Source organism: Kitasatospora sp. NPDC088346 (assembly GCF_044740765.1).
Classification (GTDB): Bacteria; Actinomycetota; Actinomycetes; order Streptomycetales; family Streptomycetaceae; genus Kitasatospora.
The window spans coordinates 27,501-47,986 of record NZ_JBIURH010000024.1; the positions used below are offsets into that span (position 1 = coordinate 27,501).

Below are 20,486 nucleotides of genomic sequence, written 5' to 3' on the forward strand. Positions count from 1 at the left end.
CCGTTCACGTCCGCGAAGTACAGCCGACCCTGACCCGCCTGACCCAGGAAATTCTGCCAACCAGCCGACAACGCGACATTGCCACCGAAACTCGTGCCGTCGCCGTTGTTCAAGTGGCCGCCGACGTTGCCGTCCGCGCCCTGGACGAGCAGGTCCTTCTTGCCGTCGCCGTTGATGTCCGCGAAGTAGATCCGGCCCTGGCCCGCCTGGCCGAGGAAGTTCTGCCAGCCCGCACTCACGTCGGTGCCGCCGCCGAAACTCGTCCCGGTCCCGACCCGGCGCCCTATCGTGCCGTCGGTGCTCAGCACCATCAGATCGGCCTTGCCGTCACCGGTGATGTCGACGGTCGTCGGGGTGGAGACTCCGGCGGGTGAGATGTAGCCGCTGATGGTCTGGCCCCAGGGGGCGTCGCCGACGGCGTAGCTGGTGGTGCTCTCGCGCTGGACTATGCCTTCGGTGTGGCCACTGGAGTGTCCCTCGTTGCCGCCGACGATGGTGACCGATCCGCCGCCGACCGCGGTGACCAGGGCGACATGATCGGCGTAGGCGGCGGAGGCGCTGTAGTTGTAGACGACCGCGTCGCCCACCTGGGGGGTGCTGTGGAGCGTGCCGTACCGCTTGCCGTACTCGTAGACGCTGGCGGCGCGGTCGTCGAGGTCGCCCAGGTGGGCGACGCCGTTCCGCGCCCAGACCCAGCCGACGAAGTCCGAGCACCAGGCGTGTGACTGGCCGCCGCCGCTTCCGCAACTGGAGGACTGGCCACCGGCACCGGACTCATAACCATCGTGGGCACACGGCCCGTTGCCGATCTCGTTGTTCGCGGTCGTGGCGATCGAGGCTGCGGAGGCGTGGGCGGGGACCACGGCCAGACCGGTGATGGTGGCGGCCGCGATCGCCGCGGCTCCGGCGTTCTTGAGGTGCGTGAGGCTGGTGAGACGAACGTTCATGGGAGGAACTCCTTGCGTGACGACTTGCTGACGTGACGGGACGAGATGTGCCGTGGGGAGCGACCGTGACGGTGTCGGCCGACGACCGCGGCAGAAGCCCCGGGTCGACCACCGGCGCGGGCCGGAATGCACGGGAGGACGTGGACGTCCTGGGTCGACCTGCCCGTGCCTCGGCGCTGCGGCGGTCAGGGAGGAGGTTGGTTACAAGAGGTAGGTCACATGACGTCAGGAACGGCGTATCGCGAGATCACCTTTGACGCCCCCACGCGCCGTAGGAGGTCCGCTGCTTGGGCCGTGGCCCGGCCGTGCCCGGTGGCGCTGATGAACAGGACGAGGTCGATGCCCTCGGGTACGACGCGGGCGCGGACGTGTTCGAGACCGTCACCTGGGCCGGCATGAGCCCACAGGACGTCGTGGACGGCGTGCGCGTCCGCCGTACCGGGCATCGGGTTCGCACGGCAGGCCAGGGAAAGGCTCACGAGGTACATCACGAATCAGTCCCAGCCGATGCCATCGCCCTGCGGGCCGGCGGCGGAAGGCACGTCCCAGCCGATGCCGTCAGCCGGCGCTCCGGCCACCGACGCGGCGGCTGACGGCAGCACGTCCCAGCCGATCCCGCTCGCCACCGCCGTCGGCGCGGCGGCAACGAGCAGCACGGCCGCGATGGCGGCGGACTTGAGAATGCGGGCCGCGTTCGGCATGGCGGTACTCCTGTCGGATGGATGAGCGGGACTTGGGAAATTCGTTTCTCGGAATTCCCGGACACGAGGTGGTTTTTGCTTCCCCCGCCGTTCCGGTGAGAACCACTCTGCCGGTTACCCAAGGCCCCCAGAAGAGGTTCCGGCTGTCACCAAGCGGCCTGTCACCTTGGCGACAGGGCCGCCCCGCAGAGCAGCAGCCACAGGGCCGCGCGGCAGGCGGGCCGCCTGCCCCGGGACGGATACCCGAGGTGACGGTCGGCGCCGACGGCGACCGGCGACCGCGGCGGCGCGGCGCGCGGGTCAACCGGTGGGCCCGTACCGCACCCGTCGCGCCCCAGGCCCCGGCCGGACCACCGCCGATCGGCGATCAGAACGGGCGTCGCGGCCTCCGGCTCGGCCTGACGGTCAGCCGGATGGCGGGGTGGGGCGAGACGTCGGGCCCGCACCTCGTACCGGATGGGGATGGCTCGGAGTGGCCGGTCCGTGTGTGAAAGCGGAGGGCATCCGACCGATCTTTGCTCGGTTGGCACACAACCTCTCCCCCGGCTGCGAGGATGACCGATCGGAAGCGGGGCGATCGCCCGTTCGACGAAACCGGGGGCAACACATGCTGGAGATGCTGGGACTGAGCACGGCTGCCGAGGCCGTCTACCGAACGATGCTCACCGATCCATGCCTCGGCGTGGCCCAGCTGTGCGCGCACCTGGCCCTGCCGGAGACCCGGGTCCGTGAGGCGCTCGACCAGCTCGCCGACCTCACCCTCCTGCGTCAATCCCTCGACCACCCGGGCACCTTACGAGCGATCAGCCCGGAGATCGCACTGGACGTGGTCCTGAGGCGCCAGGAGGAGGACGTCGCCCGCCGCCAGCAGGAGCTGGCCGCCCAGAAGGCCGCCGCCGCCCGGGCGGTCGCCGAGTTCGCGCACCTGCGACCCGACACTCCAGCCGAGGGTTCACAACGGCTGGTCGGGCTGGACGCCATCCAGACGCGGCTGGAGGTGCTGGCCAAGGAGTTGACCGACGAGTGCCTGTCGGTGATGCCGGGCGGGGCCCAGTCCCAGGCCAGTCTGCAGGCGTCGCAGCCTCTCGACGAGGACGCGATGGGGCGCGGTGTCCGTCTTCTGACGCTCTACCAGCACAGCGTGCGCAACGACGCCGCCACCTTCGCCTACGCCCAGTGGATGACCGACCGGGGCGCTGAGGTACGCACCGCCCCCGTCCTGCCACCTCGTCTCCTGATCTTCGACCGGCAGGTCGCCGTGGTGCCGATCGACCCCGCCAACACCCGCCTGGGCGCACTGTGCACCCGCGAACCAGCCGTCATCGCCACCCTCGTCGCCATGTTCGAGCAGGCGTGGGAGACCGCCGTTCCACTCGGCGCCGACCCCAAACGCGACGCACGGACCGGGCTGGACACCACCGAGAAGCAACTGCTGACGCTCCTCGCCACCGGTCTCACCGACGAAACGGTCGCCAAACGGCTGGGCGTCTCCATGCGCACCGTCCGCCGGCAGATGGCAGCCCTCATGGAACGTCTCAACGCCAGCAGCCGCTTCGAAGCGGGACTCAAAGCAGCGCAACACGGCTGGCTCTGAGCCGCCCGAGGGCGCGACGCGCGGGAGTCACCCGGTACCACCGGACCCGGCTCCGGACGGGAGCGGCCACGGCCCGCGCCAGAGGCACCACGGTGGGCCTCCAGGCGCAAGGCAGAACCGCCCATGACCACCGGTCCTTCGCATCGTTCAGATGAGGGCTTGCAGATCATTGACATTGTCCGACGTGCACCTCATCGAGGGCAGTCTCACGCCGCTGCGGCTGTCGGGCGACACGGTGCCCCTGGGGCACGAGAACGCGGGAACGATCGACGAGGTCGGCGACGGGGTGACGGGCCTGGCGTCCGGTCAACGAGTGCTGCTGCGAGCCGGGGAGCCCCGCGGCGGCGTGGTCTTCACCCGCGGGGTCGACTACGACGGGGGCTGGGCGGAGTACGCGGTGGCCCGGGCGGACACCGTGACCCCGATCCCGGACAGCCTGCCGTTCGAGCAGGCCTGCTTCATCCCCGACGCGGTCTCCACCCCCTGGGCGGCGATCACCACCACCGCGCAAACCCAGCCGGCCCAGGCCGTCGGCGTCTGGGGCGTCGGTGGCCTCGGCGCCCACGCGGTCCAGCTGCTGCGCCTGGTCGGGGCGGCTCCCATCGTCGCGGTGGACCCGCTGCCGGCGGCGCGCGAGCGGGCCCTGGCATTCGGGGCGGACGTCGCGCTGGATCCCGCCGACGAGCAGTTCGACCTGGCCGTGGCGAACGCCACCGGCGGCACCGGGCTGGGCATCGCGTTCGACTTCGCCGGTGTCCCGCAGGTACGCGAGCAGGCGATCTGCTGCCTTGGCGAGCGGGGCAAGCTGGTGCTGGTCGGGCTCAGCGACCAGCCGATCACGGTGACCGACGGCACCCGGTTCAGCTACCTCGGCCAGCAGATCCTGGGCCACTACGGTTCGCGGGTCGAGCACGTCCAGCAGTTGGTGGCGCTCGCAGAGCTGGGCCGACTGGACCTCTCCCGGTCCGTCAGCGAGATCCTGCCGCTCTCCGAAGCGCCGGAGGCAGTCCGGCGCCTGGCGAGCAAGCAGGGCAACCCGATCCGGATCATCCTGCGCCCCTGAGCAGCCGTTGACCGATCGTTTCAGGATGGGTCGGCGGGCCGGGTCCGGTCGGGCTTCCCCGGTCGACGGAAGCCCGAACGGGAACAACAGCTCGACACCTCGACGGGCGAGCCGTACGGTTCCCGCTCGGCTCTGGGACGTGCCGGTCGACGTCCACTCGGGCCTCGGTCCGGCGCCCGGCACTCACACCAGGTGGGCGGCGGTGATGGCCTTCAGCGGGGTCACAGGTGCCGTTGCTGCCGCCGCTTGGCGTCGTCGTAGGCCCGGCGGGCCTCGGCGGTGGCCTGGCGGGTGGAGACCTCGGCGACCGGGACCTCCCACCAGGCGGACGCGGTGGCCGTCGGAGCGAGGTCCTCGGGGGCTGCCGCCGCCGCGGTCTCGACGTACACGGCGGTGGGGCGGTCGGCGGCGCGGGCGGTGCGCAGGGCGTGGCGGAGCTGCTCCACGGTGTCGGCCCGCAGGACTTCCAGGCCGAGGCTGGCCATGTTGGCCGCGAGGTCGATCGGCAGCGGGTCACCGGTGTAGCCGCCGTCCGGCGCCCGGTAGCGGTACGCCGTTCCGTAGCGTTCGGCGCCGACCGCCTCGGAGAGGTTGCCGATCGAGGCGTAGCCGTGGTTCTGCACCAGCACCGGGATGATCTTGATGTGCTCCTGGACGGCGGTGACCAGCTCGGTCGGCATCATCAGATAGGTGCCGTCGCCGACCAGCGCGAAGACCTCCCGATCGGGGGCGGCCAGCCGGACGCCGAGCGCGGCCGGGATCTCGTACCCCATGCAGGAGTAGCCGTACTCGACGTGGTACTGCCGCGGGTCGCGGGCCCGCCACAGCCGGTGCAGGTCGCCGGGGAGCGAACCGGCCGCGTTGACCAGCACGTCGCGTTCGGCGAGGGTCTCCTGGAGCACACCGAGCAGCTGGGTCTGGGTGGGCCGGGCGGCCGGGTCCGGGGCGTGGTAGGCCCGGTCGACCAGTTGCTGCCAGGTACGGGCGGCGGCGGTGCACACCTCCCGGTGCTCCCGGTCGACCCGGTGGCCGGCCAGGTGGGCGGCGAGCTGCTCCAGTCCGCTGCGGGCGTCGGCCACCAGCGGCTCGCCGGCCAGCTTGTGGGCGTCCGGCGCGGCGATGTTGAGGTTGACGAAGCGGACGCCGGGCGAACCGAACAGGGTGGCGGATGCGGTGGTGAAGTCCGTCCAGCGGGTACCGACACCGATCACCAGGTCGGCCCGGGCCGCGGCGGCGTTGGCCGCCGTGGTTCCGGTGTGGCCGACCGCACCGAGCTGCGCGGGGTGGTCCCAGGGCAGCGAGCCCTTGCCGGACTGCGTCTCGGCGACCGGCAGGCCGGTCGCCTCGACGAGAGCGGCCAGGGCCGCCTCGGCCCCGCTGTGGTGGACCCCACCGCCCGCCACGAGCAGCGGCCGGCGGGCGGCCCTGATCAGCTCGGCGGCCCGGGCCAGCTCCCCTGCGTCCGCCTGCGGACGGCGGATCCGCCAGAGGCGGTCGGCGAAGAAGGCGACCGGCCAGTCGTACGCCTCGGCCTGGACGTCCTGCGGGACGGCGAGCGTCACCGCCCCCGTGTCGACCGGGTCGGTCAGCACCCGCATGGCGTGCAGGGCCGCGTCGATCAGCATCTCCGGGCGCCAGATCCGGTCGAAGTAGCGGGAGACCGGGCGCAGCGCGTCGTTGACCGTCAGGTCGCCCGAGACAGGTGACTCCAGCTGCTGGAGGACCGGGTCGGCGGGGCGGGTCGCGAAGACGTCGCCGGGCAGCAGCAGGACCGGCAGCCGGTTGACGGTGGCCAGGGCGGCGCCGGTGACCAGGTTGGTGGCGCCGGGGCCGATCGAGGTGGTGACGGCGTGGGTGGCGGCCCGGCCGTGCTGGCGGGCGAAGCCGACGGCGGCGTGCACCATCGCCTGCTCGTTGCGGCCCTGCAGGAACGGCATGCCGTCCGGACCGTCCTGCCCGGCCTGCCGCAGCGCCTGCCCGAGACCCGCCACGTTGCCGTGGCCGAAGATGCCCCAGCAGGCCGCGATCAGCCGCTGCCGGTGGCCGTCGCGTTCGGTGAACTGGTGGGCGAGGAAGCGCACCAGCGCCTGGGCGGTGGTCAGGCGGACGACGGCGCCGGGCGCCTCGGGACTGGCGGCGGTCATCGCTCGGGGCCTTCCGTCGGTGCGGGTGCGGGTGCTGATGCTCCGCGGGCGGGTGCGGTGTACAGCGGCAGCCGCGGGTCGGCGGCCTGGCCGATCCAGGTCTGCCGGACCCAGCTGTGGGCGGGGTCGTCGCAGATCAGCCAGGCACGGGTGGCGCCGGGCCCGGCCATCGCGTTGAGGTAGTACATGTCGTACCCGGGCGCCGCCATCGACGGGCCGTGATAGCCGTCGGGCACGAGCACCGCGTCACCGGTTCGGACCTCGGCGAGCAGGTCGGAACGGGTGCGGTCGCCGGACGGGTAGACCCGGTGGTAGCCGCTGCCGGGCGTGCCCGCGGGTGAGTCGGCGATGGTGAACCAGTAGATCTCCTCCAGCCGGCTCTCCACGCCCGGACGCTCCCGGTCGTGCCGGTGCGGCGGGTACGAGGACCAGTTCCCGGCCGGGGTGAGCACCTCGACGGCGATCAGCCGGTCGGTGTCGAAGGCGTCCACCCCGGCGAAGTTGTTGACCTGCCGGGAGTTGCTCCCGGTGCCGCGGATCTCCACCGGGACCTCGTCCGCCGGTCCGTGACGGAAGGCCAGCCGCCGCTCGCACCGGGCCCCGGTGAGGGCGAACCGTCCACCGGCCGCGCTGGTGACGGTGGCCGTGCTGTCACGTGGCAGGTAGGCGAAGTCACTGACGGCGCGGAACACGTCGGGCCGCCCGTGCAGGTCCAGCGTCCGGCCGTCGCAGGCGACCCGGCACGCACCGGAGAGCGGCAGCACGATCCACTCGCTGTCCCCGGTGTCGAAGGTCCGGGATGCGCCGGGCGCCAGGTCGAGGATCCGCAGTGAGGTGTAGGTCCAGCCGGCGGTCGCCGTGTCGATCCGGCAGCGGTAGCCGTCGCGGGTGGCGGACCCGTCGGGCAGGTGCAGCCGTACGGGGCCGGGGCCGGGCGCGTCCGCAGGCACGGTGTCTCCTGGTGGTGTCGGGGAGTGGTGGGGGTTGGTGGTGGGTGAGTGCCGGTCAGCGTTCCAGCAGCGAGACGGCGGTGTCGATGGCGCCCGCGACGTCGCCGTCCGGCGGATACAGCAGGGTGCGGCCGATCATCAGGCCGCGGATCTGGGGGATCCGCAGCGCGCGTCGCCACGATGCGAAGAGCGCGTCGCGGTCGCCGCCGCCCTCGCCGCCGAGCAGCATCGCGGGCAGGGTGGTGGAGGCCATCATCCGCTCCATGTCCTCGACCACCGGTACCTTGAGCCAGGTGTGGGCGGTGGTGCGGCCGAGACCCTGGGCGATGTTGTTGGCCCACATCTGGTCGTCCGCGGTGAGCCGGTTGACCACCCGGCCGCCCTCCCGGCGGGAGCTGAACGGCTCGACCATGGCGATCAGGCCGCGTTCGTTCAGCTGGTCGACGGCGTGAGCGGCGCTCTCCAGGGTGGTGACGGTGCCGTGGTCGTCGGGGTCGAGGCGCAGCAGCAGCTTGCCGCCGTCCAGACCCGCCTCGGCGATGCCGCGGGCGTCGTAGCCGGTGAAGCGGTCGTCGAGTTCGAAGGCGGCGCCGGGCAGCCCGCCGCGGTTCATCGAGCCGAGCACCAGTTTGCCGTCGAGGGCGCCGAGCAGGGTGAGGTCCTCCACCAGGTCGGCGGTGCCGAGGAAGCCGTCCACACCTGGGCGGGCGAGTGCCTCGATGCAGCGGGCGAGAAGCTCGTGCCGGTCGCCCATCGCGGTCGGGGAGCCGCCGGCCGCCAGCGCGCCGCGCGCCGGGTGGTCGGCGGCCAGGACGAACAGCGGCCGGGCCAGCGCCGCCCGGTCGAAGCGTGGGCGCAGCAGCAGGGCCTTGGCGACGGCCTGCGGGTCGGTCGCCCGGAGCTCCGTCAGGTGGCCCAGGTCGGGGCGGCGGCGGGCGGCCAGAGCGAGCGGGCCGGAGTCGGTGGTCACAGGCTCACGCCCCGGGGTCGGTGGGCGGCCAGGGTGAAAGCGCGGGGTGGTACGGACAGTGGCGGGTCCTGCGGTTGGCGGCGGGCGTTGCGCCAGAGCAGCTCGGTCACCTCGTGCGGCTCGGGCATGTCGTCGGCGCAGGCGAGCCGCCCGGCGACCAGTGCGCCGGCGGCGTTGGCGGTCTCGACGACCTCTCGCAGCGGGCGGCCGGCGAGCAGCCCGGCGGCGAGCGCGCCGCCGAAGGCGTCTCCCGCGCCCAGGCCGTTGACCACCCGGACGGTGATCGGCTCGACCACGACCTCCTCGGTGGGGGTGCGGGCCAGCACGCCGTGCGGGCCCTGCTTGATGACGGCGAGCCGCACCCCGGCGGCCAGCAGCAGATCGGCGGCCTTGTCGGGGTCGCAGGTGCCGACGGCGACCTTGGCCTCCTCGCGGTTGCCGACGGCGACGGTGGCCAGCTCCAGCGCCCGTGCGTACCAGTGCCGGGCGTCCTCGGGGCGGGCCCAGAACGAGGGCCGCCAGTCGAGGTCGAGCACGGTGTCGGCACCGGGCGCGCGCAGCGCCGCCACCTCCAGGGTGGTGGTCCGGGACGGTTCGACGGCCAGGCCGCCGCCGGTGATCCAGATCATCCGGGCCCGGGTGAAGGCCGCGAGGTCGAGGTCCTCGCAGGTCAGGCACTGGTCCGGGGCGATCGGGGCGCGGTAGAACAGGATCGGGAAGTCGTCCGGTGGGTGGATCTCGCAGAACACCACCGGGGTCTGCCGGCCCGTCACCGTCACCACCTGGCTGTCGTCGACTCCGAAGCGGCGCAGCGCGGTGCGCACGTACGGCGCGAAGCGGTCGTCGCCGACGCCGGTGGCGACCGCCGTGCGCAGGCCGTGGCGGGCGGCGGCGACGGCCACGTTGGTGGCGGTGCCGCCGAGCGACCGGGCGAAGGTCTCGACCTCGGCGAGCGGCACACCGGTCTGCTGGGGGTAGAGGTCGACGCCGACCCGGCCCAGGGTGATCAGGTCGTGGGGGCGGTTCATCCGGCCGGTGTCCTCTCGGGCTCCAGTGCGAGCAGGAAGTCCAGGCTCGCCCGTACGTCGGCGGCCGGGCCGGTGCCCGGCGCGGGTGCGCCGGTGAGCACGGTGTCCTGCTCCATCACGTACCAGCCGCGGTAGCCGGCGCGCTCCAGAGCCGGAACCAGCGCGGCGATGTCCACGTCGCCCTGCCCGAGCGGCCGGTAGAGGCCGGCGGCGACGGCCTTGGCGTAGCCGACCTCGCCGGACCTGATCCGGGCGGCGGCCTCGGCGTCGACGTCCTTGAGGTGGACGTGGGCGATCCGGCCGGCGGCCCGGCGGGCCAGGTCGACCGGGTCGGTACCGCCGGCCAGCAGGTGGCCGGTGTCCAGGCAGAGCGGCGCGTCGCCGCCGTCCAGGACGCGCTGGACCTCCTCGGCGCGCTCCACCATGGTCCCGATGTGCGGATGGAGGGTGGCGGTGACGCCTTCCGCGGCGGCCAGAGCGACGATCGCGGCCAGGTTGGCGAGCAGGGTGCGCCAGCCGGCGGCGTCCAGCGCCGGACGGTCGTCGTAGCCGTCCCGGCCGGTGGCGGCGGCCAGCACCAGGGTGCCGGCGCCGCAGCCGGCCAGCGCCCGCAGCGCGGTCCGGACAGCGGGCACCGGGTCGTGGTCGGGCTCGTGCAGCACGACCGGGACGAAGCCGCCCACCGCGGCCAGACCGTACGAGCGCAGGGTGGCGGCCCGCTCGGCGGGGTCGGCCGGCAGGAAGCCGTCCGGGCCGAACTCGGTCGCGGTCAGGCCGAGTCCGGCCATCTCCGCGAGGACCCGGTCGGCGGACAGCTGGTGGCCCCAGCCGGGGACCTCGCACACGCCCCAGGAGATCGGCGCGGCCGCCAGCCGGGGCCGCAGCGCAGCGGTCGGCGGCTGTCCGGTCGACGGCTGTCCGGTCGGCGGCTGCCCGGTCATCGGGCCACCCCCTGTGCGGGCAGGGCCCGCAGGGCCGCGGCGGAGCGCACGCTGTCGACGGCCACCGGCACGCCGAGTGCGCGGGACAGCTCGCAGGCCTCGGCGGCGATCAGCGCCTCGAGTGCGTCGTGACCGGTGCAGGGGCTCGGGCGGCGCCCTCGGGCGACGTCCAGGAAGATGTCGAGCTCGGCCAGGTAGGCGTCGTGGAAACGGCTGAGGAAGTCGGGCCACGGCTCCTTCGGTGCGGCGGGGCCGGAGGGTTCGGCCGAGGTGAGCGGGGTGCGCCCGTCCAGACCGACGGTGATCTGGGCCAGGCTGCCGCTGACCTCCATCCGCACGTCGTACCCGGCGCCGTTGTAGCGGGTGCCGGTGCAGCTGACCAGCGTGCCGTCGTCCAGGGTGAGCAGCGCAGCGGCGGTGTCGACGTCGCCGGCGGCGGAGAAGAACGGCTCGCCGCGGTTGGAGCCGGTCGCGTACACCTGGAGGATCTCCCGGCCGGTCACCCAGCGGACCGCGTCGAAGTCGTGGACGAGGCAGTCCCGGTACAGTCCGCCGGAGGTGGGCACGTAGCCGGGTGGCGGGGGCGCCGGGTCGGCGGTCACCGTCCGCAGGGTGTGCACGAAGCCGAGCTCGCCGGAGCGGTAGGCGGCGCGGGCCGCGGTGTAACCGGCGTCGAAGCGGCGCTGGAAACCCATCTGCAGGGCGGTGCCGTTGCGTTCCACCTCGCGCAGGGCGCGGACGGTGCCCGCCAGGTCGGTGGCGATGGGCTTCTCGCAGTACGTCGGCAGCCCGGCCCGGGAGGCTCGGACGATCAGGTCGGCGTGGGCGTCGGTGGCGGTGGCGACGACCACCGCGTCCGGACCTGCGGCGAGCACGGCGCCCACCGTGTCGAGTGCGACGACCTCGGCGCCGCCGGGGCCGGCGGTCAGCTGGGCGGCCGCGTCCAGGGCGCGGTCCGGGTCGGCGTCGGCGAGCAGCAACTCGGTGACGGCCGGGTGGCGGGCGAGGGTGGAGGCGTGGAAGAGGCCGATGCGGCCTGTACCGAGGAGACCGACACGCATGGGAGGGCCTTTCGTCGGGGAGCGCAGGGAGGGCCGGGTGAGCCGGGGCGTACGGGGTGCGGCCGGCCGGTCAGGAGCCGGTGGTGTCCGAGGCGTGGGCGGGATCGGCGGGGTCGGCGTCGCCGGCGCGCAACTCGTGTGCGAGGGCGTCCAGTTCGGCACCGCCCGCCATCTGCCGGGTGAGCTCGGCGAGCGAGATGTCGGCCTTCTCGAAGCAGCCCAGGCTGCGGCCCCGCTTGAGCAGCAGGAAGCGGTCGCCGACCGGGTAGGCGTGGTGCGGGTTGTGGGTGATCAGGACGACGCCGAGGCCCCGGTCCCGGGCCTGGGCGACGTAGCGCAGCACCACCCCGGCCTGCCGGACGCCGAGCGCGGCCGTCGGCTCGTCCAGGATCAGGACCCGGGCGCCGAAGTGGACCGCCCGGGCGATTGCCACGCACTGACGCTGGCCGCCCGAGAGGGTGCCGACCGGCTGTTCGACGTCGGCCAGTTCGATGCCCATCTCGGCCAGCGCGGCCCGGGCGGTCTCCCGGCCGGTGCGCCGGTCCAGCAGCCGTACCGGACCGTACCGGCGGACCGGCTCGGAGCCGAGGAAGAAGTTGCGCCAGACACTCATCAGCGGGACGACGGCCAGGTCCTGGTAGACCGTCGCGATCCCGCGGTCCAGTGCCTGACGCGGCGAGGTGAAGCGGACCGGCCGGCCGTCCAGCAGCAGTTCGCCGCTGGTGTGCTCGTGCGCGCCGGAGAGGATCTTGATCAGGGTGGACTTGCCGGCCCCGTTGTCGCCCAGCACGCAGGTGACCTGACCGGCGCTCACCGCGACGCTCACCCCGTCGAGGGCGCTGACGCTGCCGTACGTCCGGCCGACGGACCTGGCCTCCAGCAGGGGCGGGGAGGTGGTGGTGTGCTGCGGACCCGTAGGCGTCCTGCTGGTCATCGGCTGCTCCCAGGTCATCGGCGGGCCCGTTCGGCGCGGCGGCGGAAGGTGTTGTTGACCAGGACCGCGGAGATCAGCATCAGTCCGAGGAAGAGCATGAACCAGTCGCTGTTCCAACGGGCGAAGACGATGCCCTGGCGGGCCATGCCGAAGATCAGTGCGCCGATCGCCGCGCCCACCGCCGAGCCGAAGCCGCCGGTCATCAGACAGCCGCCGATCACCGCGGCGATGATGTACTGGAACTCCAGCCCCACCCCCTGGTTGGCCTGCACGGTGGTGTACCGGAGCAGATTGATGCTGCCGACCAGCCAGGCCGCGGCCGACGTGGTCATGAACAGCAGGATCTTGGTGCGCTGCACCGGGACGCCGACCTGGCGGGCGCTGGGCGCCGAACCGCCGACCGCGAAGATCCAGTTGCCGAAGCGGGTGCGGACCAACACCACCGAGGCGACCGCCGTGACACCGAGCCACCAGACGATCGAGGTCGGGAAGGTGGTACCGCCCAGGTCCATGGTGGAGGCGAACAGCGAACCGGCCGAGGTGTAGCCGTCCGTCGCCCGCATGCCGCCTACCTGCACGGTGCCGGTGACGGTCCGGGTCACCCCGAGGTTGAGTCCCTGCAGCGCCAGGAACGAGCCGAGCGTGACGATGAAGCTCGGCAGCCCGGTGCGCATCACCAGCCAGCCGTTCAGGGCGCCGACCGCGATGGCGAAGACCAGCGCGGCCAGCAGCGCCGCCCAGACGTTCCAGCCGAGCCGTACCGCGAGCAGCGAGGTGACCAGCGCCGTGGAGGCCGTCAGCACACCGGCCGACAGGTCGAACTCGCCTCCGATCATGAGCAGCGCCACCGCGACGGCGACGATCCCGAGGGTCGCCGAGTCGTCGAGCCAGGTCGCCGCGCCGAGCGGGCTGAGGAACTGCCCGGTGATCGTGGAGAAGAACCCGAACACCAGCAGGGCGCCCAGTGCTGCGCCCAACTCCGGCCGGACCACCAGGCGGTGGAGCAGTCCGGACCGTCCCCACCGCCCTGGTCCGGCGGCGGGAGCGCCGGTCGCGGCGTCTTCGCGGCCCGCCGGGGCGGCGGCGGCCAGGGTGGCCGCCGCCTCAGACCGCCGGCTCACCGGGTGCCCCGGGCGGCGTAGGCGGTGACCTGGTCGACGTTCGACTTGTCGACGAAGGCCGGGCCGGTCAGCACGGGGTGGCCGCCGCCGAGGGTGTTGCCGTTGTCGTGATAGAGCTTCAGCATCACGACCGGCAGGTAGCCCTGCTGGTACTGCTGCTGGTCGACCGCGAAGGACACGGTGCCGGCCTTGATGGCCGCCAGCACGTCCGGATTGACGTCGAAGGTCGCCACCCGGGCCTTGGACCCGACCGCCTTGACCGCGTCCACGGCCTGGGCGGCGACCTGGGCGTTGAGGGTGAGAACGCCGTCGACGGCGGGGTCGGCCTGGAGCGCGCCGCGGATCCTGGAGAGCGTGTCGGTGGGGTTGTTGGCGTCCACCTGGAGGTTGACGACATCGGAGCCGAACCCCTGTTTGGCGCCGTCGCAGCGCTGGGTCAGGCCGATGTTGCCGGCTTCGTGGATGACGCACAGCACCTTGTGCAGGCCCTGGCTCTTCAGTTTCCCGCCGGCGCCCTGGCCGGCCACCGTCTCCTCCTGGCCGACGTGGCCGACGGCGCCGAACTCCACGCTCCGGGCCGAGCCGGAGTTGACCGTGACCACTGGGATGCCCGCCGCGACCGCGGATTTGACGGCGGTCTGCAGGGCGTCCGGGTTGGCCATCGACACCACCAGGCCGCCGACGTGCTGGGCGACGGCGTTGTCGATGAGCTTGGCCTGGCCCGCCGGATCGGGATCGGATGCGTAGTCGACCTGCACGCCCAACTGCTTGCCGGCGTCGGTCGCGCCGTTCTTCACCACGCTCCAGAACGCGTCACCGGGCCCGGCGTGGGTGATGACGGTGACGTGGAGCGGACCGGAACCGGACGCGGGGGCCGGGGCGGGCGCGCTGCCGGAGGCGGCGCCGCTCCCGCCGGCCGGTCCGCTGCACGCGGCGGCCAGCAGCAGGGCGGCAGCGGCAGCCACAGTGAGCAACCGCCGGGTACGGGCAGGCCTGCGACGGATGAGGGAGCGGTCGGCGTCGGGGGTCCGCGAGTGGGTCATGGCACTGCCTCCGAGGGTGGGATTCGGCGCGCGGCTGGCGCAGGCCGGTGGTGGAGGATTCGACGGAGCGGCGTCCGGGGATGGCTCGAACGTGGGGTGATCGGGCCGGGATCGGTCCCGGGCGGTCCGGGTTCCAGCGGTGTTCCGGGCGGTGGTGCCTGGTCGGCCTGATGGTGCGTCGGTGCCGCGAGGGTCGGGCGGCGCTGCGGGTGGGGCGCTCGAGTGCCACAAGATTGGTATCGGTAGGTCAGTATGTCAAGACATACTGACCGGTCATGTAGGGGCGCTTTCGCGTCGATTTCGCACCGTCCACGGAGCACCCGCCGACCGCCTGCCGGCCCGCGCCAGGGTTGGGAGGTACGGACGGTGACGACAGGTCAGCGCGCCAGCAGGGTGCACTCGAACGAGTAGAGCGAGGGCCGGTACAGGTGGTCGCCGCGCTCGACCGGGCGGCCCTGCACGTCGTACGCGGTGCGCCGCATGGTCAGCAGCGGGACTCCCCGGCCCTCGCCCAACAGCCGTGCCTCGGCCGCGGACGCACGGCGGGCGCCGATCGACTGCTCGGCCGCGCCCAGCTGAACCCCCGCCCCGCGCAGCTCCTCGTACAAGCCGCCTCGCGACAGCGTCTCCTCGCTGAGCGCGCACAGTCCGACCGGCAGGTGGTTGCGCAGCAGGGCGAGCGGCTCGTCGTCAGCGAAGCGCAGCCGCTCCAGCTCCCACACCAGCGAACCCGGCGGTACCTGCAGCGCGGACGCCACCTCCTCGCCGGCCCCCACCCGGGCCAGCCGCAGCACTTCGGTGCGCGGTCTGCGGTGGTCGCGCACCAGGTCGTCGTGGAGACTGGTCAGCTCGACCTGGCGGCGGACCCGGCTGTGCACCACCTGGGTGCCGACCCCGCGCTTGCGGACCAGCAGCCCCTTGTCCACCAGGTGCTGGATCGCCTGACGCATGGTCGGGCGGGACAGGCCCAGCTCCCCGGCCAGCGACACCTCGTTGTCGAGCCGCGCCCCGGCGGCCAGCTCGCCCGAGATGATCAGCCCCTCCAGCCGCTCGGCGACCTGGAAATAGAGCGGGATCGGGCTCGACCGGTCAACTCTGATCAGCTCGGCGAGGGGCGGCATCGCGACTCCGCATCGGCAGGGGCGGCAGGGTGGGGATCCATTATGGCGCACCGGCCCGGCCGCGGTCCTGATGTCAGGACGACAGGAGGAATGATCCTCGCGGGGATGGAGGTCGGCCGAAGATCACGCAGGACCGCAACGAGCGCGTCCTGCGATGTCTTGGGGAGGTCACGGCAGGGGCGGCGGTCCGGGGCCCGGACGACGCATCGATCGCCGCGCGGGTGCAGGCGGGCGCTGATCGGACCCGCCAGGGGGCACGGTGGTCACGACCCTCCGCCGCAGGGAGCGGGTCGTGTCGCCGTGGCCGAAACGGACGGGAGCGGCCACCTGCGCCACTGGCCCTCGCATCCACGCCCGCACAGGAGTTCGGAGCCCGGTCAGTCCCGTCGTGCGGCGCCGTCGAGTCGGACGACGACGGCTTCCAGGCCCGCCGCGCGTGCGGCCTCGTACGCGTTCCGGCCAGCGGTCCCATTGGGCAGGATCACCACCTCGGCCGCCGCTTCCAAGAAGTGGCCGAAGGCCGGGGCGTGATCGGGTTCGACCACGGTTGGCCGACAGTCCCTGGACGGGACGACGACGAGCCTTCCGCCCAAGACCAGCAGTTCCTCGGCGAACAACGTGTCCGCGCCCCGCGCGATGCACGACGGCCCAAGTCACACCGTCGGGCGTTCGACGGGCTGGGCGATGAGGCGGCGGATGGCGCCGATCTGCGACCGTTGGCCGTCTGCCAGACGCCGGCAGCAGACGGCCCTGGCCGCGGAGCGCCCCGGCGTGGCCGGTTTCCCGTCCTTGACAGGCACGGACGCTGACGCCTCATTCTTTCGCCATGGACTACAGCGCGGGACAGCAGGCCCGTGACCGGCCGGATCCGGCGCTTGGCGAGCGGACCGGGGTCTCGGCCTCTCGGGACTCACACGTGCGGTCGCGGGTGAGTGGTGCGGCGGCTACTTGGGGACCGTCATCGCGTCGCGGATGCGGCGGGTGCGGTCGGCGGCGTCGGCCTGATCGAGGGTGGCCGGGTTTCCCTCGATCCAGGCGGGGAAGCTCACCGAGCCGGCGGTGTAGTGGTTGACCCAGAGGCATACGGACGTGACGAGAGGCCAGTCGCTTGAGACTCCGCACGTGAGCCGGCCCTTCGCGTCATACGGGTCCCGGGCTTCGACGTCGGTCATCGGCACCGTCCAGGTGTCCCTGGGGGAATGCATCGCGGCAATCGCGGAAGTCGCCACCGCTTCGGGGTCGGTGATGGTGCCCCAGGCTCCGCCGACGGTCAGGGTCCCACCGGAGTCAGCGGTGTACTTGGCCACCAGGCTGCCGTAACCGGCCGGCTGTGGGCCCGCCGGGTAGTCGGTGCGGACAGTAGCGGGGCTCTCGGCCCGGTATCCGCCGGGAAGTGACTTCGATTCGGTCAGCCGCAGCGAGCCCGGCGCCGCAGCGACGGAACTGCCCGCCACCGTCGGAGCGGCCTCGGGCGGCGGCGAACCGGCTCCGCAGCCTGCCAGAGTCCCGACCAGCAGAACCGTGGCCCCGACCACCGACACCGGCCTCACGCCCCGCACACCCACCCCAACGCTCGTGATCACATAGTAAGGCTCGGACGCTCGCCCCGGTCCTCGACCGATCGTCCCGGTAGCGATCACGGCTCCGGATCCGGACAGGACAGCCTCGTGCTCGCGGGCCAGGAATGCAGGCGGTCCCGGTCGGGCAGCGGCGAGGGCAACGCACAGGCGGTTCGAGAGCCCGAACACTTGGCCGTCGCACGTCATGGCTGCGCTCGTCGTCGGCCTGCTCTACCCGTTCGCCGCTGTCGCCACCGGCCGGCTCGACGAACGGTTCCCGGCCCGCGGCGCGATGGCGGTCCTCGCCGTCGTCCTCGCCGCAGTCCTGGCGCTGACCTTCCTGCCCGGCCTGCGCCCCCCTCCACCGGACGCCGAACCCGGGCCGGACGGCCGTTCGACGAGCCTGCGCCGGTGCGACCACGACGGAGCCGCCGGGCCTGAACCGGCGGCCTGATCACGGGCGGCCTCGTCTTCATCGGCTGCAACCACCCGGCCGGGGCCGTGCCGGCCGGGCTGACCGCGTTCGGGACGAGCGTGCCGGTCCCACGAACACTGATCCGCTGAGCCTCCGACAGCCCGAGGAAAGGGGAAGGACTGCCCCCTTCCTTACCACCGGTCGGCAGCTCACAGACCGCGAACCCGGGCCGCACGTGCGTGCTCAAAGGCGCCCGCGGGTCTCAACCGGCCAGGATCCGCTGTTCCTTCTCGGCCTCGATGCCGATCGGGACCCCGGTCAGCCCCTGGGTGTAGGTGACCTTGGCCGCGCCGCCGTTGCGCAGCCAGGCCCAGGTGTCCCCGGCGGTCTCGACGACCGGTCGGCAGCGCAGCCCCGCGGCGGCCGCCCTGGAGCTGTCGGCACGCCAGGTGCTCTGCCAGTCCGGATTGTCCGGGGCCCACAGGGGCAGCTCGGTCCAGGGTTCGACCTCGGCGGCGAGCAGGGTGGCGTCGTCCCTCCAGACCAGTTCGGCGTCCGATCCGGTGGCCTGGACGCAGGCGTCCAGGAACTCGCCGTAGGTGGTCTGGCCGATCGGTGCGGTGGTGACGAAGCGTCCGGTCAGGCCCTGGTCAATCAGGTCGAGCCCGAAGGTGGCGAAGTCCCTGGCGTCGATCAGCTGCACCGGTCGCAGGGGGTCGCCGGGAGCGAGTACCCGGCCGCCCCGGGCGATCCGTTCCAGCCACCAGGGCAGCCGTCCGATCGGTTCGTACGGGCCGTAGAGCAGGCCGCAGTTGAGGACGGACGAGCGCTCGCCGAACCGGTCGAGCAATGCGCGCTCGCAGCCCGCTTTGAGGGCGTTGGCGAACGGCTGGTCCTGCGGGGTGTCCGCCGGGCAGTCCAGGGTCTCGGAGTTCTCGTCGACGGGCTTGGCGGGCCAGTCGGCGAAGGCGTGGACGGAGGAGACGAAGCTGTAGTGGTCCGCGCGTCCGCGGAGCAGCCGCGCGGCCTGCGCCACGTCGTACGGCTGCTGGCCCGAGGTGTCGACGACGGCGTCCCAGCGCCGGCCGTCGACCAGGCGCTCCAGGTCTTCCGGTCGGGTCCGGTCGCCGCGTACGGCCTCTACGCCGTCGAGGTCGGCACCGCTGACCCCGCGGTTGAAGGTGGTGACCTCATGGCCACGCGAGAGGGCATCTGCGACGTAGGCACGCCCGAGGAACTTCGAGCCGCCGAGCACGAGGATCTTCATACCGTACAGCCTGTCCATGACCCAACGCCCTCACACGGAAACGTACTTCGAGCTCATCGCCGTGCCGGGTGCTCCCCGCCCGGCGGGCCCGGCTACGGCTCCGCGAGCAGGTGCGTGGGCCGGATCGCGGTGCGGCCCGTCTCCCGCGCGGGGGATCGAGGCCGTCACGCGTCCAGCCGTGGGGCGGGCGAGAGCGGTGTTGCCGTCGCCGGTGGGGCGAGGTAAAGGCGGAGGGCGGCGGGGTTGCGGTCGGGGACGGGCTTCCAGAGCTGCTCCCGGTGGTCGGGGTGGCAGTCCCGCAGGACGACGGTGACGGTGTTTCCGCCGGTGGTGGTTCCGTCCGGACAGCGGCCGCTGGTGGTGTTGCGGATCTGGTGGAGCCCGTCGCCGTCGCCGAGGAACTGCCATTACTGGGAGTCGGCGCCGGTGCAGGTTTCCAGACGGACGCTGTCGCTGTCCCCGGGGGTGACGCACAGGCCGGTGCGCAGGTTGACGAGGCGCAGTCCGCTGGGCCGGCTGGTGGGTGACGGTCTGAAGGGGGCGGACGTCGTCGGCGGACGCGGTCCGGTGGCGGGGGTGGAGGCGGCGGCGACGGGGGTCGGTGGGGCAGGGCCCGTCGGCCGGACCGGCAGGATGCTCGGGGAATGGGCCGGGGGCGGCTTCGGCCGGGCGGCCGCCGCCACGGTCAGGACGGCGAGGCCGAGCACGACGAGGCCGAGCGCGAGGGTCCGGTCGGCGCGGGCGGGCTGGGCCTTGGCCCGGGCGGCCCGGGGGACGTGGACGGGCGGTGCCTGCTGGTCGGTGGGCCTCGGGTGTCCCGTCCACAGCAGCAGCGCGGTGAGGAGGGCGGGCCGCTGCCAGGTGTGGATGGCGGCTAGCTCGACGCGGGCGTGGGCGCAGTCGGGGCAGTGGGTCAGGTGGTGTTCGAGGGCGCGATCCTCGCCGTGGCCGTGCCGCACGGCGTCGCCGAGCCTCGCGACGAGTTGGCGGCAGTCGCGGCGCGGCGTGTGCAGGGCGTAGAGCTGGAGGTAGGCGTCGTGGAAGCGGTGGACGAGCCGGACGGGCGGGACGGCGACGGCGTGGGGGTGGCCCGCCGGTCCGGGGGGCTTCTCCAGGCACCGCCACAGTTCGGCCTGGATGTCCTCGGGAAGCCTGCGGAAGGCCTGGAGGGTCGGCGAGTTGTCTTCGGCGAGGACCGCGGCCCGGGTGCGCGGGGCGGTGGAGTCCGGGGCGGGCAGGGCGTGGAGCCAGGTCAGGAAGGCGGGTGCGAGCACGGCGGCGCGGTGGTCGTCGGCCCAGTGCGCGGCGGTGCGTCTGGCGGCGGTGAGCAGGTGGGGCCGCCACGCGTGGGTGGGGCCCGTTCCGGAGCGGGCCGCCGCGAAGGTGTCGGCGAACACCTCGTCGGCGAGTCCCTGCGCGGTGCGGTCGTCCCGGCACAGCTGCCGTGTGTAGGCGAGGAGGGCGCCGCGGTGGCGGGTCGCGAGCGTTCGGGCGGCTGACCGGCGGGTCTGCTCGGCGTCCGAGCGCAGGTCGGCGGCTGGGTCTGACACTGGCTGTCCCGATTCTTGGGTGTGGTGAGTGGTTGCGGGCGGGCGGCGTGGTGTCCGGTGCGGCGCCGGGAGGTCCC

18 protein-coding genes and 1 pseudogene are annotated in these 20,486 nt (G+C 73.2%); 3 read left to right on the forward strand and 16 right to left on the reverse strand.

Going from position 1 to position 20,486, the window contains the following annotated elements; genetic code table 11:
- Window positions 1-947: FG-GAP-like repeat-containing protein (locus ACIOFR_RS26245; RefSeq protein ID WP_401001413.1), on the reverse strand; the 947-nt coding region annotated here is incomplete at its 3' end.
- Window positions 948-1,441: 494 nt separating this feature from the next.
- Window positions 1,442-1,648: a hypothetical protein gene (locus ACIOFR_RS26250; protein ID WP_401001415.1), complete on the reverse strand. Its 207-nt coding sequence runs from the start codon at window positions 1,646-1,648 to the stop codon at window positions 1,442-1,444.
- A gap of 607 nt (window positions 1,649-2,255) precedes the next feature.
- Here ACIOFR_RS26250 and ACIOFR_RS26255 point away from each other — a divergent pair.
- Window positions 2,256-3,242 (forward strand): LuxR C-terminal-related transcriptional regulator, encoded by a 987-nt coding sequence (locus ACIOFR_RS26255; protein ID WP_401001417.1) that lies wholly within the window; start codon window positions 2,256-2,258, stop codon window positions 3,240-3,242.
- A 157-nt stretch (window positions 3,243-3,399) separates the two neighbouring features.
- Window positions 3,400-4,305: pseudogene (locus ACIOFR_RS26260) on the forward strand (zinc-binding dehydrogenase); the annotation flags it as partial.
- A gap of 221 nt (window positions 4,306-4,526) precedes the next feature.
- On the opposite strand, the gene iolD reads toward ACIOFR_RS26260, so the two are convergent.
- The 12 genes from iolD to ACIOFR_RS26320 all read right to left on the reverse strand — a co-directional run bounded on the left by iolD (window position 4,527) and on the right by ACIOFR_RS26320 (window position 17,201).
- Entirely contained in the window at window positions 4,527-6,449 is a 1,923-nt protein-coding gene (gene iolD, locus ACIOFR_RS26265; RefSeq protein ID WP_401001419.1) for a 3D-(3,5/4)-trihydroxycyclohexane-1,2-dione acylhydrolase (decyclizing), read from the reverse strand.
- Window positions 6,446-7,399, reverse strand: a complete 954-nt coding sequence (gene iolB, locus ACIOFR_RS26270) for a 5-deoxy-glucuronate isomerase (RefSeq protein WP_401001420.1) — start codon at window positions 7,397-7,399, stop codon at window positions 6,446-6,448. Before iolB ends, iolD begins: the two co-directional genes overlap by 4 nt.
- A 55-nt stretch (window positions 7,400-7,454) precedes the next feature.
- Window positions 7,455-8,369 (reverse strand): deoxyribose-phosphate aldolase, encoded by a 915-nt coding sequence (locus ACIOFR_RS26275; RefSeq protein ID WP_401001422.1) that lies wholly within the window; start codon window positions 8,367-8,369, stop codon window positions 7,455-7,457.
- A complete protein-coding gene (gene iolC, locus ACIOFR_RS26280; RefSeq protein WP_401001424.1) occupies window positions 8,366-9,397 on the reverse strand; it encodes a 5-dehydro-2-deoxygluconokinase in 1,032 nt (343 codons plus the stop codon). Before iolC ends, ACIOFR_RS26275 begins: the two co-directional genes overlap by 4 nt.
- Window positions 9,394-10,338, reverse strand: coding sequence for a TIM barrel protein (locus ACIOFR_RS26285; protein ID WP_401001426.1), 945 nt, complete (start codon window positions 10,336-10,338; stop codon window positions 9,394-9,396). The genes iolC and ACIOFR_RS26285 overlap by 4 nt, the downstream gene beginning before the upstream one ends.
- The gene (locus tag ACIOFR_RS26290) at window positions 10,335-11,399 is read right to left on the reverse strand and encodes a Gfo/Idh/MocA family oxidoreductase (protein ID WP_401001427.1); all 1,065 of its coding nucleotides are present in this window, start codon (window positions 11,397-11,399) and stop codon (window positions 10,335-10,337) included. The genes ACIOFR_RS26285 and ACIOFR_RS26290 overlap by 4 nt, the downstream gene beginning before the upstream one ends.
- A 70-nt stretch (window positions 11,400-11,469) precedes the next feature.
- A complete protein-coding gene (locus ACIOFR_RS26295; protein ID WP_401001429.1) occupies window positions 11,470-12,333 on the reverse strand; it encodes an ATP-binding cassette domain-containing protein in 864 nt (287 codons plus the stop codon).
- Window positions 12,334-12,347: 14 nt separating this feature from the next.
- Window positions 12,348-13,454 (reverse strand): ABC transporter permease, encoded by a 1,107-nt coding sequence (locus ACIOFR_RS26300; protein ID WP_401001431.1) that lies wholly within the window; start codon window positions 13,452-13,454, stop codon window positions 12,348-12,350.
- Entirely contained in the window at window positions 13,451-14,419 is a 969-nt protein-coding gene (locus ACIOFR_RS26305; RefSeq protein ID WP_401001432.1) for a sugar ABC transporter substrate-binding protein, read from the reverse strand. The genes ACIOFR_RS26300 and ACIOFR_RS26305 overlap by 4 nt, the downstream gene beginning before the upstream one ends.
- Before the next feature lie 455 nt (window positions 14,420-14,874).
- Window positions 14,875-15,618 (reverse strand): GntR family transcriptional regulator, encoded by a 744-nt coding sequence (locus ACIOFR_RS26310; protein ID WP_401001434.1) that lies wholly within the window; start codon window positions 15,616-15,618, stop codon window positions 14,875-14,877.
- Between the two features lie 377 nt (window positions 15,619-15,995).
- A complete protein-coding gene (locus ACIOFR_RS26315; protein ID WP_401001435.1) occupies window positions 15,996-16,235 on the reverse strand; it encodes a hypothetical protein in 240 nt (79 codons plus the stop codon).
- A 327-nt stretch (window positions 16,236-16,562) separates the two neighbouring features.
- A complete protein-coding gene (locus tag ACIOFR_RS26320) occupies window positions 16,563-17,201 on the reverse strand; it encodes a hypothetical protein (protein WP_401001436.1) in 639 nt (212 codons plus the stop codon).
- Between the two features lie 181 nt (window positions 17,202-17,382).
- Between ACIOFR_RS26320 and ACIOFR_RS26325 the strand changes: the two genes are divergently transcribed.
- Window positions 17,383-17,631, forward strand: a complete 249-nt coding sequence (locus ACIOFR_RS26325; protein WP_401001438.1) for a hypothetical protein — start codon at window positions 17,383-17,385, stop codon at window positions 17,629-17,631.
- Between the two features lie 223 nt (window positions 17,632-17,854).
- Here ACIOFR_RS26325 and ACIOFR_RS26330 read toward each other — a convergent pair whose 3' ends face one another.
- On the reverse strand, window positions 17,855-18,859 hold the full coding sequence (locus tag ACIOFR_RS26330) for an NAD-dependent epimerase/dehydratase family protein (protein ID WP_401001439.1): 1,005 nt from the start codon (window positions 18,857-18,859) through the stop codon (window positions 17,855-17,857).
- Window positions 18,860-19,266: 407 nt separating this feature from the next.
- A complete protein-coding gene (locus ACIOFR_RS26335; RefSeq protein ID WP_401001441.1) occupies window positions 19,267-20,409 on the reverse strand; it encodes a hypothetical protein in 1,143 nt (380 codons plus the stop codon).
- Window positions 20,410-20,486: the final 77 nt, after the last annotated feature.

Coding starts and splice junctions, on each gene's coding strand:
- ACIOFR_RS26325 (WP_401001438.1), top strand. CDS start 17,383: ATGGCTGCGCTCGTCGTCGGCCTGCTCTACCCGTTCGCCGCTGTCGCC.
- iolC (WP_401001424.1), bottom strand. CDS start 9,397: ATGAACCGCCCCCACGACCTGATCACCCTGGGCCGGGTCGGCGTCGAC.
- ACIOFR_RS26310 (WP_401001434.1), bottom strand. CDS start 15,618: ATGCCGCCCCTCGCCGAGCTGATCAGAGTTGACCGGTCGAGCCCGATC.
- ACIOFR_RS26295 (WP_401001429.1), bottom strand. CDS start 12,333: ATGACCAGCAGGACGCCTACGGGTCCGCAGCACACCACCACCTCCCCG.
- ACIOFR_RS26255 (WP_401001417.1), top strand. CDS start 2,256: ATGCTGGAGATGCTGGGACTGAGCACGGCTGCCGAGGCCGTCTACCGA.
- iolD (WP_401001419.1), bottom strand. CDS start 6,449: ATGACCGCCGCCAGTCCCGAGGCGCCCGGCGCCGTCGTCCGCCTGACC.
- ACIOFR_RS26250 (WP_401001415.1), bottom strand. CDS start 1,648: ATGCCGAACGCGGCCCGCATTCTCAAGTCCGCCGCCATCGCGGCCGTG.
- ACIOFR_RS26285 (WP_401001426.1), bottom strand. CDS start 10,338: ATGACCGGGCAGCCGCCGACCGGACAGCCGTCGACCGGACAGCCGCCG.
- ACIOFR_RS26330 (WP_401001439.1), bottom strand. CDS start 18,859: ATGAAGATCCTCGTGCTCGGCGGCTCGAAGTTCCTCGGGCGTGCCTAC.
- ACIOFR_RS26290 (WP_401001427.1), bottom strand. CDS start 11,399: ATGCGTGTCGGTCTCCTCGGTACAGGCCGCATCGGCCTCTTCCACGCC.